Raw genomic sequence first — 12,622 nt, forward strand, 5'->3', positions numbered from 1 at the left:
CCCCTCCAGCGCATGAAGGACGATATCACGTCGCCCGGTCGGCATTACATGCCTTGTAGCTGAAATGACGTGTTTTCCCCTGCCACCTTGTGGGGCCCCCGACCATCGTTTCCATTGCCGAAACATCCCGCCGTTTTCATCGACACACTACCGAAACAGCACCGGCGCTATTAGCCGGCCCGAAAATGAGCGCGGCCTGAAGTGGGTGCTGCGATTTCGCAAAACCGGATTGGAAAGGTCAGGAGTATGGATTGGTACTCTCTCTTCAAGTTTCTTCACGTCGTCGCAGCCGTTCTCTGGGTCGGCGGCGGCTTCGCACTGATGCTGCTCGCGGTTCGCGCCGACCGTGCCGGCGACACCGACGGCATGTTGCAGGTCATGCGTTCGGTCGGCGAACTCGGCAACCGGCTGTTCATGCCGGCATCGCTGGTCACGCTTCTGCTCGGCCTCGTCATGTGCTGGTTCTGGGTCGGCTTCACCGATCTCTGGATCGTGCTCGGGCTTGCAGGTTACGCCATGGCCTTCCTGATCGGCACCCTGGTGTTCAAGCCGACCGCCGACCGCATGGCTGCGATCATCGCCCGCGATGGCGTGACGCCTGCAGCGCTCGATCAGGGCCGGCGCATCCTCAAGGTGGCGCGATTCGACTATGCGATGATGCTGATCATCGTCGCCGACATGGTGCTCAAGCCGACGGCTTCCGACCTACCGATCCTCTCGGCGATGGCTGTCGTTTTCGCGGCCGGCTTGTGGGCAGCCTTCGATGGCCTGCACCCGTCCACCGTGGTTGCGGCCTGAAGGAATGGGCGCGCTTCCGGCGCGTCGCCCTCGATCCTTATCCCTTGGCCATGTTGCGCAGCCGGAACTTCTGGATCTTGCCGGTCGAGGTCTTGGGAATCTCGGCGAAGATCACCGCCTTCGGCACCTTGAAGCGCGCGAGCAGGGAGCGGCAGTGCTCGATGATTTCGGCCTCCGTCGCTTGCCTGCCTGGCTTCAGCTCGACATAGGCAATGGGCACTTCGCCCCATTTGTCGTCGGACCGCGCCACCACTCCGCATGAAGCGACCGAGGGGTGCTTGTAGAGCGCGTCCTCGACCTCGATCGACGAGATGTTTTCGCCGCCCGAAATGATGATGTCCTTGGAGCGATCCTTGATCTGGATGTAGCCGTCCGGATGCATCACACCGAGGTCGCCGGAATGGAACCAGCCGCCGGCAAAGGCCTCGTCGGTCGCCTTCTTGTTCTTGAGATAGCCCCTCATGACGATGTTGCCGCGGAACATCACCTCGCCGATGGTCTCGCCGTCGGCGGGTGTCCTTTGCATCGTCTCGGGGTCCATCACGGTCAGGTCCTCGAGTGCGGCATAGCGCACACCTTGGCGCGCCTTCTTCGCCGTGCGCGGTTCCTTCTCGAGTTTGTCCCATTCGCCGTGCCATTCGTTGACGACCGCAGGCCCGTAGGTCTCGGTCAGGCCATAGAGATGGGTGACGGCGAAGCCGGCGTCGGCCATGCCAGACAGCACCGCTTCCGGCGGCGGCGCGGCAGCTGTGTTGAAGGTGACCTGCTGCTGAAATGTGCGCTTGTCCTCGTCCTGGGCATTGATCAGGATCGACATGACGATCGGTGCCCCGCACAGATGCGTCACGCCATGGTCGGCGATGGCATCATACATTTGCCTCGCGCGTACCCAGCGCAGGCAGACATGGGTGCCGGCCTGCACGGCGAGCGTCCACGGAAAGCACCAGCCGTTGCAGTGGAACATCGGCAGCGTCCAGAGATAGACGGCGTGCTTGGCCATGCCGGCGTGGATGGTGTTGGTGTAGGCCATCAGCGCGGCACCGCGATGGTGGTAGACCACACCCTTGGGATTTCCGGTCGTTCCCGATGTGTAGTTGAGTGAGATCGCGTCCCATTCATCGTCGGGCATCGACCATGCGAAAGCCCTGTCGCCTGTCGCGACGAAGTCTTCGTAGTCGAGGCTGCCGATACGCTCGCCCTTGGGATAGGGGGCGTCCGCGGGGTACTCAGGGTCGTCATAGCAGATGACCAGCGGCTTCACCGTTGCCAGCGCCAGAGCCTCCTTGACCACGCCTGTGAATTCGCGGTCGACGATCAGCAGCTTGGTCTCGGCATGGTCGAGCTGAAAGGCGATGATCGCCGCGTCGAGCCTGGTGTTCAGCGAATGCAGCACCGCCTTTGTCATCGGCACACCGAAATGCGCCTCCAGCATCGGCGGGGTGTTGGACAGCATCACCGTCACCGTATCGCCCTTACCGATGCCGCTCGCCTTGAGCGCCGCGGCAAGTTTCAGTGACCGTTCCCACCATTGCCGGTAACTCGTGCGCTGGCTGCCATGGATGATGGCGACATGGTCTGGGAACGTCTTTGCGGCGCGTTCGAGAAAGCTCAGCGGCGTCAGCGGCTGGTGATTGGCGGGGGTCTTGTCGAGGTCTTCCTCGTACTTGCCCATGACAGTTCTCCTCCCTGGTCGCGACGAGCCTATTCCACCGCCGCGAGGCGGTCATCCTCACATAAAGTCGACCACCCCGTCATAAAGCAGCTTCAGGGCGACGATTGCCACCGTCGCGTAAGTGAAGGGGTAGAAGATTTCCGGCCGCATCCGCCTGACCAGCCAAGCGCCGGCCAGCGTCGCCAGCGGTGCCAATGGCATCAGCGCCAGCGAGGCGGTCAGATTGGCTGTGTCGAACTGGCCGAGCGCAAAGTAGGGCACCAGCTTGATGGCGTTGGTGACGGCGAAGAAGATGACGCTGGTGCCGGTCAGCACCTTCGGATCCATCCTCAGCGGCAAGGTGTAGACCTGGAATGGCGGGCCACCGACATGGGCGACGAAGCTGGTGAAGCCGGCGATCGATCCCCAGAAGGCGCCGGCGGCGCCGTTCGGCTCGGTCTTGTGGTCGGCGCCGTGGCGCAGGCTGGTGTAAATCCAGCGCGCCACGAAGATGAAGGCGATGGCGCCGACGATGAAGCGCACATTGTCGGCAGTCACGACAGAGGCCATCAGCCAGCCGATGCCGATGCCGATGATCGAGCCCGGCAGCATCTGCCACAGGATCGTGCGGTCGAAGACGCCGCGCCAGGTCCACAGCGACACCACATCCATCAGGATCAGGATCGGCAAAAGGATTGCAGCAGCCTGCACCGGCGAAATCACCAGCGCCATCAGCGGAACGCCGACGAAGCCGACGGCACCGCCAAAGCCACCCTTGGAAAGGCCAACCAGAATCACGGCAGGAACTGCCGCTGCATAGAACCACGGGTCGAGAAGAAGGTCGGTCATCGAGGGCCTCTCGAATCCGCAATATCGGGATGCCGGGCAGTTGGCGAGTGCCTTCCCCATGTTTTCATATGCTTGGGCTTTGCCGCCCATCCTGTTCAACGGCAGCACTTTGTTCTATGCCCCAATGCAAACATGATCGCCTTGCATAGGCGACAAGCACCCGGATCGATGCACATGAACCCAACCACGCCACCCAATCGCTGCCGTATCGTGCTGATCGCGCCGCCGACAGTCGCCCCGCAACAGGTCGAGGCGGCACTCGCCGGTGGCGACGTCGCATCGCTGATCCTGCCCGGCGAGGGCGTCGATGAAGCGTCGTTCCAGAGCTTTGCCGAAAAGGTCGTGGCCGCCGCGCAGAAGGCCGGGGTGGCAGTGGTCGTCGCCGGCGACACCCGCGTCGCCGGGCGTGTCCATGCCGATGGCATCCATATAGAGGGCAACAAGGAAGAGCTTGCGGAGGCCGTCGAAAGCTACCAGCAGCGCATGATGGTCGGTGCCGGTGGCGCAAAGACGCGCGACGATGCGCTTGAGCTCGGCGAAGAGCGACCAGACTACATCTTCTTCGGTCGCTTCGGTTACGACAACAAGCCCGAGCCGCATTCGCGCAATCTCTCGCTCGGTGAATGGTGGTCCGAGATGATCGAGATCCCGTGCATCGTCATGGCCGGTTCGGACATCGCCTCGGTCGAGGCAGTGGCTGCTACCGGCGTCGAATTCGTTGCCCTGTCGTCGGCGGTGTTCGGCGAAGGCATCGACCCGCGCGAGGCGGTGGCCCGCGCCAATGCGCTGCTCGACGAAACCGCGCCGCGTTTCGAGGAGTAGTCATCGATGGATCGTTCGCGCCTTCTTGCCGCTTTGCTGTGCCTGGGCTTTGGGCTCGAGCCCGCGATTGCCGTCGAGAGCGCGCCGATCACGCCGTCCGACCAGGGAGCCATTCCTTCGCTCGGCAAGCCGCTCGACCTGATCGATCCAAATCGCTTCGGACCGGCGCCGATGCCGCTCGACGCCGCGCCCATGCCGGTCGTCGAACCGGTGCCCGCACCTCAAACTCCAGACCTCGGCGCCAATCCGGCGGCCAAGACGACAGACGGCATCGACCCCAACCGTTTCGGCGGCAAGCATTCTGACGAAGCCTACGGCGCCTTCCAGCGTGGCCTCTACAAGACGGCCTACAATCTTGGCATCACACGTGCCGAGGCCGGCGATGCCGCTGCGCAGACGCTGGTCGCCGAGATCCTTTCGCGCGGCCTGGGCGTCGCCCGCAACGACAGCGAGGCGGCCAAATGGTATGAACGCGCCGCAGAACAGGGCATTCCCGAAGCCCAGTTCCAATATGCGCTGATGCTGCTCGATGGAAGATACGTTACCCGCGACGACAAGGCCGCCAATGCGCTGATGCAGGCGGCGGCCGAAGCCGGCAACCGTTTCGCCCAGTTCAACTATGCCCAGATGCTGGTGCAGCGCGAACCGGGCGGCAAGGGCCTCGAAAAGGCCGTGCCCTATTACGAGCGCGCGGCGGCCACCGGGCTGCCCGATGCGCAATACGCCATGGCCCAGGTCTACGCCAACGGCGTCGGCGGCAAGCGCCGCGACGACAACCAGGCGCGGCTGCTGCTCGTCCGTGCCGCCAGGCAGAACTACGACTCGGCCCAGTTCGACCTCGGCTTATGGATGGCCGATGGCCGTGGCGGCGATCGCGACCTGAAATCCGCCTTCGGCTGGATGAAGCTTGCCGCCGATGGCGGCAATGTCGCGGCGCAGAACCGGCTCGCCAAGTTCTATATGGGCGGCATCGGCGTCGATCCCGATCCCATTCTGGCGGCGGCGTGGTACATCAACGCCCGCCGTGCCGGGCTCAACGATCCCGAGATGGACGACTTCCTGCGTGGCCTGACCGACGCCGAGATGAAGCAGGCGCTGGAACGTGCCAACCGTCTGCGCTGATCCAGCGAAAATCTCGACTTCTCTTGCCTAAAAAGCCATTTTGTGGTCTTGGAGGCGCCGATAGCGCCCCTTCCGGCGCAAACCTCTCTTCCGGAATCCAATCATGGCCAAGATCAACGGCAACGAAATCCGTCCCGGCAACGTCATCGAGCATGACGGCGGCCTCTGGGTGGCGGTCAGGACCAATCACGTCAAGCCCGGCAAGGGCGGCGCCTACAACCAGGTCGAACTGAAGAACCTCATCAACGGCACCAAGCTCAACGAGCGTTTCCGCTCAGCCGAGACCGTCGAGAAGGTCCGCCTGGAGCAGAAGGATTTTTCGTTCCTCTACGAGCAGGGCGACGCCCTGGTGTTCATGGACACCGCCAGCTACGAGCAGCTCGAACTGCTCAAGGATTTTGTCGGCGATCGCGCTGCGTTCCTGCAGGACGGCATGATGGTTACCGTCGAGCTCTATGACGAGCGCCCGATCGGCATCGCGCTGCCCGACCAGGTGACGCTGACGATCACCGAAGCCGATCCTGTCGTGAAGGGCCAGACGGCTGCGTCGTCCTACAAGCCGGCCGTGCTGGAAAACGGCGTCCGCGTGCTGGTTCCGCCGTTCATCTCTTCGGGCGAGCGCATCATCGTCGACACCAACGAAATCACCTACGTCCGCCGCGCGGACTGATTTCGACACTGCTGAGGTTGTAGAAATGGCGCGTTCAGCGATCCTAAATGTTATGGTGCAGGCCGCCATGAAGGCCGGCCGCTCGCTGGCGCGTGATTTCGGCGAGGTGCAGAATCTGCAGGTCTCGCTGAAAGGCCCGGGCGACTATGTCAGCCAGGCCGATCGCAAGGCCGAAGACATCATCTTCACCGAGCTGTCCAAGGCACGCGCCGGCTATGGCTTCCTGATGGAAGAGCGCGGCGCCGTCGCCGGCGAGGACGACCAGCATCGCTGGATCGTCGATCCACTCGACGGTACCACCAACTTCCTGCACGGCATTCCGGTGTTCTCGATCTCGATCGCGCTGGAGCGCCAGGGCCAGATCGTTGCCGCCGTCGTCTACAACCCGGCGATGGACGAGCTCTACACCGCCGAGCGTGGCGGTGGCGCCTTCCTCAATGATCGCCGCCTGCGTGTTTCCGGCCGTACCAAGCTGGTCGATGCCGTCATCGGCTGCGGCGTGCCGCATCTCGGCCGTGGCCATCACGGCAACTTCCTGCTCGAGCTGCGCAACGTCATGGGCGAAGTGGCGGGCATCCGTCGTCTCGGCTCGGCCGCGCTCGACCTGGCTTATGTCGCTGCCGGCCGCATGGACGGTTTCTGGGAGACGTCGCTGTCGCCCTGGGACGTCGCTGCGGGTATCCTGCTCGTGCGCGAAGCCGGCGGTTTCGTCTCCGACGACAAGGGCGGCCAGGACATGCTCGACGGCGGCTCGATCGTCGCCGGCAACGAGACCATACACCGCGCGCTCATCAAGACGCTGAAGCGCCCGGTCACGCCGCGCTGATCCGCCGCGTCGCCGGTTTCTTGCCATCGTCAATTACGCCTGCCCATATCTACAGTGCCGCGCGTCCATGTGGACGCGCCAAGGACGCTGTAGAACGTTTGAGCGGTGCATGATCCTTTCCGAAATCGGTACCGATTTTCGAGGTCATGCACCATGAAGGGCGCAGGGACGGACCATGTCGGACACGCAGCGCAAGCCTGACACAGCTGTGCCCTTCGTCGGGCGCTACAGTCATTCGCGCGCCGAGCTGATCGCCGACGGCGTGGTCCATGCGGTCGGCATCGTGCTCGCCGTCGCCGCCGGTGCTGTGCTGCTCTCCGTCTCCGCATTCTTTACGGCCACGGGCGAATATCTCGCCGCGATCGTCTTCGTCGTCGCCCTGCTTACCGTGCTGTCGGTGTCATGTGCCTACAATCTGTGGCCGGTATCGCCGGCCAAGTGGGTGCTGCGCCGCTTCGACCATGCCGGCATCTACCTTTTGATCGCCGCCACCTACACGCCGTTCCTTGTCCAGCTCGACGATCGCGTCACGGCAGGCTGGATGGCCGGCATCGTCTGGTCGGCGGCGGCAGCCGGCATGGCGATCAAGCTGTTCCTGCCCGGCCGGCTCGACCGGCTGGCGATCGCCTTCTACCTTGCCATGGGCTGGAGCGGCATCGTCATCCTGCAGCCGCTGATCGCCACCTTGCCGGCGGCGACGTTGTGGCTGCTGTTTGCCGGCGGCATGGTCTATTCCTGCGGCGTCTTCTTCTACGCGTGGCAGCGGCTGCGCTTCCAGAGCGCGGTCTGGCATGGCTTCGTTGTCACCGGCGCTGGCCTGCATCTGGCCGCAATGATGGACCTTCTGGTCGTGGCGCGGCTTTGACCGACGGCCGGTCCCAGCTCAGCGCGCGCAAGCGTCTTTCATTTTCGTCACATTTCCGCTTACAGTCGTAGTCCACTAACGTAACGCGCCGAAACTCATGAAAAGCTCGGTGCATAGACTTTACGGCGATGGAGCAGCCCGGGCGCATCCGTATGGATAGGCGGGGCTCCGATCGCAGGAAACCGGAACCGGGGCGCCGATGGCATTGTTGAAATCTCTCGGGGTGGGTAAAGGCTCCGATGTGCTGAGCTACGACCCGCACCGCCTGTCCTCTCCGCAGGTGTTCCTGCTGACGATGATCATCTTCCTGGCAATCGTCGCCTTCATCGCCGCGATTCTGACGCGGCAGATCTCCAGCGCTTTCGGCACAAATCCCGGCCTCAACGGTCTGATCCTCGGCGTGCTCGTCGTCGGCATCGGGCTGGCCTTCGTCCAGGTCGGCCGGCTGTTCCGCGAGGTGCGCTGGGTCAATTCCTTCCGCGCCGGCTCCGAAGCCACCGAACCGGTGCTGCTGGCGCCGATGAAGGCGATGCTCGGGCGTTCCGCATCAATGGCATTCTCGACCAGCTCGATGCGCACGATGCTCGATTCCATCGCGACGCGCCTCGACGAAAGCCGCGACGTCTCGCGCTACCTCGTCGGCCTGCTCGTCTTCCTTGGCCTGCTCGGCACCTTCTGGGGCCTGCTCGGCACCATCGGCTCGATCGGCGAGACCATCCAGTCGCTTGATCCCGGTTCGGGTGATGCCTCGGCTGTGCTCGAAGCACTGAAGGCCGGCCTCGCGGCACCGCTGCAAGGCATGGGCACGGCGTTCTCGTCGTCGCTGTTCGGTCTGTCCGGCTCGCTGGTGCTCGGCTTTCTCGACCTCCAGGCCGGACGTGCCCAGACGCGTTTCTACACCGAACTGGAAAACTGGCTGTCGTCGGTCACCGATCTGTCCTCCGACATGGTCGTCGCCGACGCCAAGAACGGTTCGGCCGACGAACTCCGCGTGCTCAGCGAGCGCCTGCGCAACATGCAGGAGCAAGGCGGCTCGAACCCGCGTGTCGCCGCCGCCATGGCCAATCTCGCCGATGGCATCTCCGGCCTGGTCAAGAACATGCGCAGCGAACAGCAAATCATGCGCGACTGGGTCGAGGCGCAGTCGGATGAACAGAAGGCGATGCGCAACACGCTCGAAAAGATCGCTGACGCCCTGAAGAAGGAAGGGGTGCACTAAGGTGGCATTGGCGCGCGGGCGGCGCGGCGACCGCCGGATCGACTATTGGCCGGGCTTTGTCGACGCTTTGTCGACGCTGCTTCTGGCCATCATGTTCCTGCTCTCGGTCTTCGTTCTGGCGCAGTTCCTGCTCAGCCGCGAAATCTCCGGCAAGGACGAGGTACTGACCAGGCTCAACTCGCAGATCAACGAGCTGACCCAGCTTCTGGCGCTCGAAAAATCCAGCTCGCAGGACGCCGAAGATGCGCTCGCCAATCTGCAGGCCTCGCTCAATGCGGCCGAAAGCGAAAAGAGCCGCCTTGAACAGCTGCTGTCCCAGGGCGCCGGCGCCGGCGCCGAGGCCAATGCCCGTATCGGCACGCTGTCGGGCGAACTGGAGAGCGAACGCCAGGTCAGCCAGCGCGCGCTGAGCCAGGTCGAGCTGCTCAACCAGCAGATTTCGGCGCTGCGCCGCCAGATCGGCGCCCTCGAAGAGGCGCTCAACGCGTCCGAGGCGCGCGACAAGGAATCCAACACCAAGATTGCCGACCTCGGCCGCCGGCTGAACGTGGCCCTGGCCCAGCGTGTGCAGGAGCTCAACCGCTACCGCTCCGACTTCTTCGGCCGCCTGCGCGAGATCCTGTCCGACCGCGAGAACATCCGCATCGTTGGCGACCGTTTCGTGTTCCAGTCGGAAGTGCTGTTCCCGACCGGATCAGAACAGATCAACGAGGCCGGCCGTGGCGAGATGAAGAAGCTCGCCGACGCCATCATCGAGCTGCAGAAGGAAATTCCGCCGGAAATTAACTGGGTGCTGCGCGTCGACGGTCACACCGACAACATTCCGTTGTCAGGCACCGGACGCTATCGCGACAATTGGGAGCTTTCCTCGGCGCGCTCGACCTCGGTGGTCAAGTTTCTGATCGAGAACGGCGTTCCGGCCAATCGCCTCGTCGCCGCCGGCTTTGGCGAATTCCAGCCGCTCGACGACAGCGGCACCGACGAGGCGCGCTCCAGGAACCGCCGCATCGAGCTAAAGCTGACCGAGCGCTAGCCCGCAGCACCGGACTCAGGTGAGGCCGTTCTCAAGATTTCGTGTGTGAACAGGCCCGCCCCATCGGGGGTGGAGTTGCGGCAGGCCGAGGCCGAATGTGGCGGCCAAGATCATCTTTTCTTAACTAGGTTTCTGGCGGTGACGCGCCTAGTTTTCGCTGGCGGTCCGGGAACCGCCGGCGATGACCTCCCACCGTGACACGACGGTTCCAGACGGCCTGCTATTGACGTGGCGTCCTGTCGCGTCCGGCGGGTCCGCAAGTCGCAAAAACGCGCTCTATGGCATTCAAGGCGGCGCTTGCCGCAATCCTTGCTTCAACGCCCCTGGCGACGGCTTTCGCCAAGGAGCATCACGGAACGATGCGCGAGTTTTCGTTCCAGAACAGCCCCAGCGGCGGCGATAAGCCGGACGCGCCGGTGCACTGTCCGACGGTTATGCGACCGGCGGCCAGTTGCGCGCCATCCTTGAGGATCTCCAGGCTGACGATGCCCGCATCATGAGCGACAGCAAGGCAAGGCTGATCACCCCGGCCGAGCTTCGCAGTCTGCGCGGCGAAGAGGCGAGGATCCGCAGGACCGCTGTCCGTGATTCGGCCCGTGACGGCGGCAACATTCCTGCTGGCGCGTACGACCAACTGATGGCGGAGGTCAACGATCTCGGCCTGCAGCTCGACCACGACGCCGCTCTCCGCTAGGAGAAGCGAGTACCCAGTCCCCCCGGATCGCTCCCCGGGGGTGACTGGGTTTTGAGCTACCAGCCGAGCCAGAGTGCCGCCAGTGCCAATGCTGCCGGCACGGTCTGGATGTAGAGGATCTTGCGGCTGACGGTCGCCGCACCGTAGAGCCCGGCGATGGCGACGCAGAGCAGGAAGAAGACCTTGACCTGGAAACCCGCTTCGCCGAGCCACAGGCCCCAGATCAGGCCGGCGACGAGGAAGCCGTTGTAGAGCCCCTGGTTGGCCGCCAGCACTTTCGACGCCGTGGCGAAGTCCGGCTTGAGGCCGAACGCCTTGTGGCCGCGCGGCGTGTCCCACAGCACCATTTCGAGACAGACGATGTAGAGATGGATCAGGGCGACGAGCCCGACCAGTATGTTTGCGACCATAGTCGCCCCCTTCGACCTCAGTTGCACAAGTTGAGCATGCCGGCTGCCGTTCCGGCAAGTGGTGGACCAGCCGAACGGTCTTGCGAAGGCGCACGGATTGGTATCCTCTCGCCGCGACTTTGAGACAGAGGAAATGCCATGTCCTTCGCAAGATTAGACGAACTCGGCCGCAAGCTCGAAGCGCTCGAACATGCGCTCGCCATCCTCGGCGCCGACGAAGCCACCCATATGGCGGTTGGCGGCGGCGCCAAGCGCGCCGAGGCGCTGTCCGCGCTCGCCGGCATGCATCACCGCCAGGCAACCGCGCCCGAAATATCAGACTGGATCGCTGCCGCCGAGACCGAGGCGCTCAATGACGATCAGCGCCTCGCCGTGCGTGAGTTCCGCCGCCAGTACACCAACATGACCTGCCTGCCGACGGAATTCGTCGAGCGCCAGACCGCTGCCCGCCTGCGTTGCGAACAGCTGTGGCGCGACCTCAGGGCCAAGAACGACTGGGCCGGCTTCCAGCCGGCGCTTGAAGGCATCGTCGCCATTGCGCGCGAGGAGGCGGCGCTGCGGTCAGAAGCGCTCGGCCTCGATCCTTATGATGCGCTGATGGAGCAATACGACCCCGGGAACCGCGTTGCCGACATCACACCCGTTTTCACCGACCTCAAGGCCTTCCTCAGGGATTTCGTGCCGGAGGCGCTGGCTGTGCAGCAGGAGCGCCTGGCCAAAAGCCCGAAGCGGCCGCTGTCGGGCGTCTATGCCATCGAGCGCCAGCGCGAGCTTGGCCTGGCGATGATGGGCGCCGTCGGCTTCGACCTGACCCGCGGCAGCCTGTCTGTGTCGCACCACCCGTTCTGCGGTGGCGTGCCGTCCGACGTGCGCATCACCACGCGCTACAAGACTTCCGATTTCCTGTCGGCGCTGATGGGCGTGCTGCATGAGACCGGCCATGCGCTCTACGAACAGAATTTGCCGGAAGCCTGGTCGCACTGGCCGCTCGGCAAGGCGCGGGGCATGGCAGTGCACGAGAGCCAGAGCCTGTTTGTCGAAAAGCAGCTCGGCCGCAACCCGGCCTTCTGGCAATGGGCGCTGCCGCTGGTCGAGCAGCATCTCGGCGAGCGCTGGTCGATGGAGGAGATCCTGCCGCATGTGCACCATGTCGAGCGCGGACTGATCCGCGTCGACGCCGACGAGGTCACCTATCCGTTGCACGTCATCCTGCGTTACGAGCTCGAGCAGGAATTGATTTCGGGTCGTCTTGCGGTCGCCGACCTGCCCGAGGCCTGGGACGCCAGGATGCGCGACTATCTCGGCCTGTCGACCATCGACAATCCGGCCGACGGTCCGATGCAGGACGTGCACTGGCCGAGTGCTGCCTTCGGCTACTTCCCCTCCTACACGCTGGGCGCGATGATGGCGGCGCAGCAGTGGGCAGCGCTGAGCAGGGAACATCCTTCGGTCGACGACGAGATCGCACGCGGTCATTTCGAAACGGTCAACGCCTGGCGTCGCGACAAGATCTGGTCGCAGGCCTCGCGCTGGTCGACCCCCGACCTGCTCGAACGCGCCACCGGCGAAAGGCTCAATGCGGCGCATTTCACGGCACATCTGAAGAAGCGCTACGGCAGGTAACAAAAGCGCGAGGTCTTCTTTCGAGGCCTGGCCTTTACTT

General features: G+C 64.0%; 13 protein-coding genes. 9 read left to right on the top strand and 4 right to left on the bottom strand.

Translation table 11 applies throughout. From position 1 onward, the window contains the following. The first annotated feature begins 246 nt into the window (after nt 1-246). Nucleotides 247-798, top strand: a complete 552-nt coding sequence (locus tag H5P29_RS07935; protein WP_067956829.1) for a DUF2269 family protein — start codon at nt 247-249, stop codon at nt 796-798. 37 nt (nt 799-835) lie between these two features. On the opposite strand, the gene H5P29_RS07940 is transcribed toward H5P29_RS07935, so the two are convergent. Then, the gene (locus H5P29_RS07940; protein WP_154386615.1) at nt 836-2,470 is read right to left on the bottom strand and encodes an acyl-CoA synthetase; all 1,635 of its coding nucleotides are present in this window, start codon (nt 2,468-2,470) and stop codon (nt 836-838) included. Between the two features lie 57 nt (nt 2,471-2,527). Next, the gene (locus H5P29_RS07945) at nt 2,528-3,298 is read right to left on the bottom strand and encodes a sulfite exporter TauE/SafE family protein (protein ID WP_067956835.1); all 771 of its coding nucleotides are present in this window, start codon (nt 3,296-3,298) and stop codon (nt 2,528-2,530) included. Nucleotides 3,299-3,472: 174 nt separating this feature from the next. On the opposite strand from H5P29_RS07945, the gene H5P29_RS07950 reads away from it, so the two are divergent. From H5P29_RS07950 to H5P29_RS07980, 7 genes are all read left to right on the top strand, one after another. After that, nucleotides 3,473-4,120, top strand: coding sequence for a thiamine phosphate synthase (locus H5P29_RS07950; protein WP_154386614.1), 648 nt, complete (start codon nt 3,473-3,475; stop codon nt 4,118-4,120). A gap of 6 nt (nt 4,121-4,126) precedes the next feature. Next, the gene (locus H5P29_RS07955; protein ID WP_067956843.1) at nt 4,127-5,242 is read left to right on the top strand and encodes a tetratricopeptide repeat protein; all 1,116 of its coding nucleotides are present in this window, start codon (nt 4,127-4,129) and stop codon (nt 5,240-5,242) included. Nucleotides 5,243-5,345: 103 nt separating this feature from the next. Continuing rightward, the gene (gene efp, locus H5P29_RS07960) at nt 5,346-5,912 is read left to right on the top strand and encodes an elongation factor P (protein ID WP_018429990.1); all 567 of its coding nucleotides are present in this window, start codon (nt 5,346-5,348) and stop codon (nt 5,910-5,912) included. A 25-nt stretch (nt 5,913-5,937) separates the two neighbouring features. Continuing rightward, on the top strand, nt 5,938-6,738 hold the full coding sequence (locus H5P29_RS07965; RefSeq protein WP_067956845.1) for an inositol monophosphatase family protein: 801 nt from the start codon (nt 5,938-5,940) through the stop codon (nt 6,736-6,738). Nucleotides 6,739-6,913: 175 nt separating this feature from the next. Then, nucleotides 6,914-7,603, top strand: coding sequence for a hemolysin III family protein (locus H5P29_RS07970; protein ID WP_067956848.1), 690 nt, complete (start codon nt 6,914-6,916; stop codon nt 7,601-7,603). A gap of 199 nt (nt 7,604-7,802) precedes the next feature. Then, complete coding sequence (locus H5P29_RS07975; RefSeq protein WP_067956851.1) at nt 7,803-8,822, top strand: MotA/TolQ/ExbB proton channel family protein; 1,020 nt, start codon at nt 7,803-7,805, stop codon at nt 8,820-8,822. Between the two features lies 1 nt (nt 8,823). Further along, on the top strand, nt 8,824-9,855 hold the full coding sequence (locus H5P29_RS07980) for a peptidoglycan -binding protein (protein ID WP_067956854.1): 1,032 nt from the start codon (nt 8,824-8,826) through the stop codon (nt 9,853-9,855). A 349-nt stretch (nt 9,856-10,204) separates the two neighbouring features. On the opposite strand, the gene H5P29_RS07985 is transcribed toward H5P29_RS07980, so the two are convergent. After that, on the bottom strand, nt 10,205-10,531 hold the full coding sequence (locus H5P29_RS07985) for a hypothetical protein (RefSeq protein ID WP_154386613.1): 327 nt from the start codon (nt 10,529-10,531) through the stop codon (nt 10,205-10,207). A 74-nt stretch (nt 10,532-10,605) separates the two neighbouring features. Further along, nucleotides 10,606-10,959, bottom strand: coding sequence for a DUF1304 domain-containing protein (locus H5P29_RS07990; RefSeq protein ID WP_067956860.1), 354 nt, complete (start codon nt 10,957-10,959; stop codon nt 10,606-10,608). A gap of 138 nt (nt 10,960-11,097) precedes the next feature. On the opposite strand from H5P29_RS07990, the gene H5P29_RS07995 reads away from it, so the two are divergent. Beyond that, nucleotides 11,098-12,582 (top strand): carboxypeptidase M32, encoded by a 1,485-nt coding sequence (locus tag H5P29_RS07995; protein WP_154386612.1) that lies wholly within the window; start codon nt 11,098-11,100, stop codon nt 12,580-12,582. The last annotated feature ends 40 nt before the right edge of the window (nt 12,583-12,622 follow it).

Source organism: Aminobacter sp. MDW-2, assembly GCF_014250155.1.
In the GTDB taxonomy this organism is placed as follows: Bacteria; Pseudomonadota; Alphaproteobacteria; order Rhizobiales; family Rhizobiaceae; genus Aminobacter; species Aminobacter ciceronei.

Coding starts and splice junctions, on each gene's coding strand:
- H5P29_RS07950 (WP_154386614.1), top strand. CDS start 3,473: ATGAACCCAACCACGCCACCCAATCGCTGCCGTATCGTGCTGATCGCG.
- H5P29_RS07995 (WP_154386612.1), top strand. CDS start 11,098: ATGTCCTTCGCAAGATTAGACGAACTCGGCCGCAAGCTCGAAGCGCTC.
- H5P29_RS07975 (WP_067956851.1), top strand. CDS start 7,803: ATGGCATTGTTGAAATCTCTCGGGGTGGGTAAAGGCTCCGATGTGCTG.
- H5P29_RS07970 (WP_067956848.1), top strand. CDS start 6,914: ATGTCGGACACGCAGCGCAAGCCTGACACAGCTGTGCCCTTCGTCGGG.
- H5P29_RS07935 (WP_067956829.1), top strand. CDS start 247: ATGGATTGGTACTCTCTCTTCAAGTTTCTTCACGTCGTCGCAGCCGTT.
- H5P29_RS07955 (WP_067956843.1), top strand. CDS start 4,127: ATGGATCGTTCGCGCCTTCTTGCCGCTTTGCTGTGCCTGGGCTTTGGG.
- efp (WP_018429990.1), top strand. CDS start 5,346: ATGGCCAAGATCAACGGCAACGAAATCCGTCCCGGCAACGTCATCGAG.
- H5P29_RS07940 (WP_154386615.1), bottom strand. CDS start 2,470: ATGGGCAAGTACGAGGAAGACCTCGACAAGACCCCCGCCAATCACCAG.
- H5P29_RS07965 (WP_067956845.1), top strand. CDS start 5,938: ATGGCGCGTTCAGCGATCCTAAATGTTATGGTGCAGGCCGCCATGAAG.
- H5P29_RS07990 (WP_067956860.1), bottom strand. CDS start 10,959: ATGGTCGCAAACATACTGGTCGGGCTCGTCGCCCTGATCCATCTCTAC.
- H5P29_RS07945 (WP_067956835.1), bottom strand. CDS start 3,298: ATGACCGACCTTCTTCTCGACCCGTGGTTCTATGCAGCGGCAGTTCCT.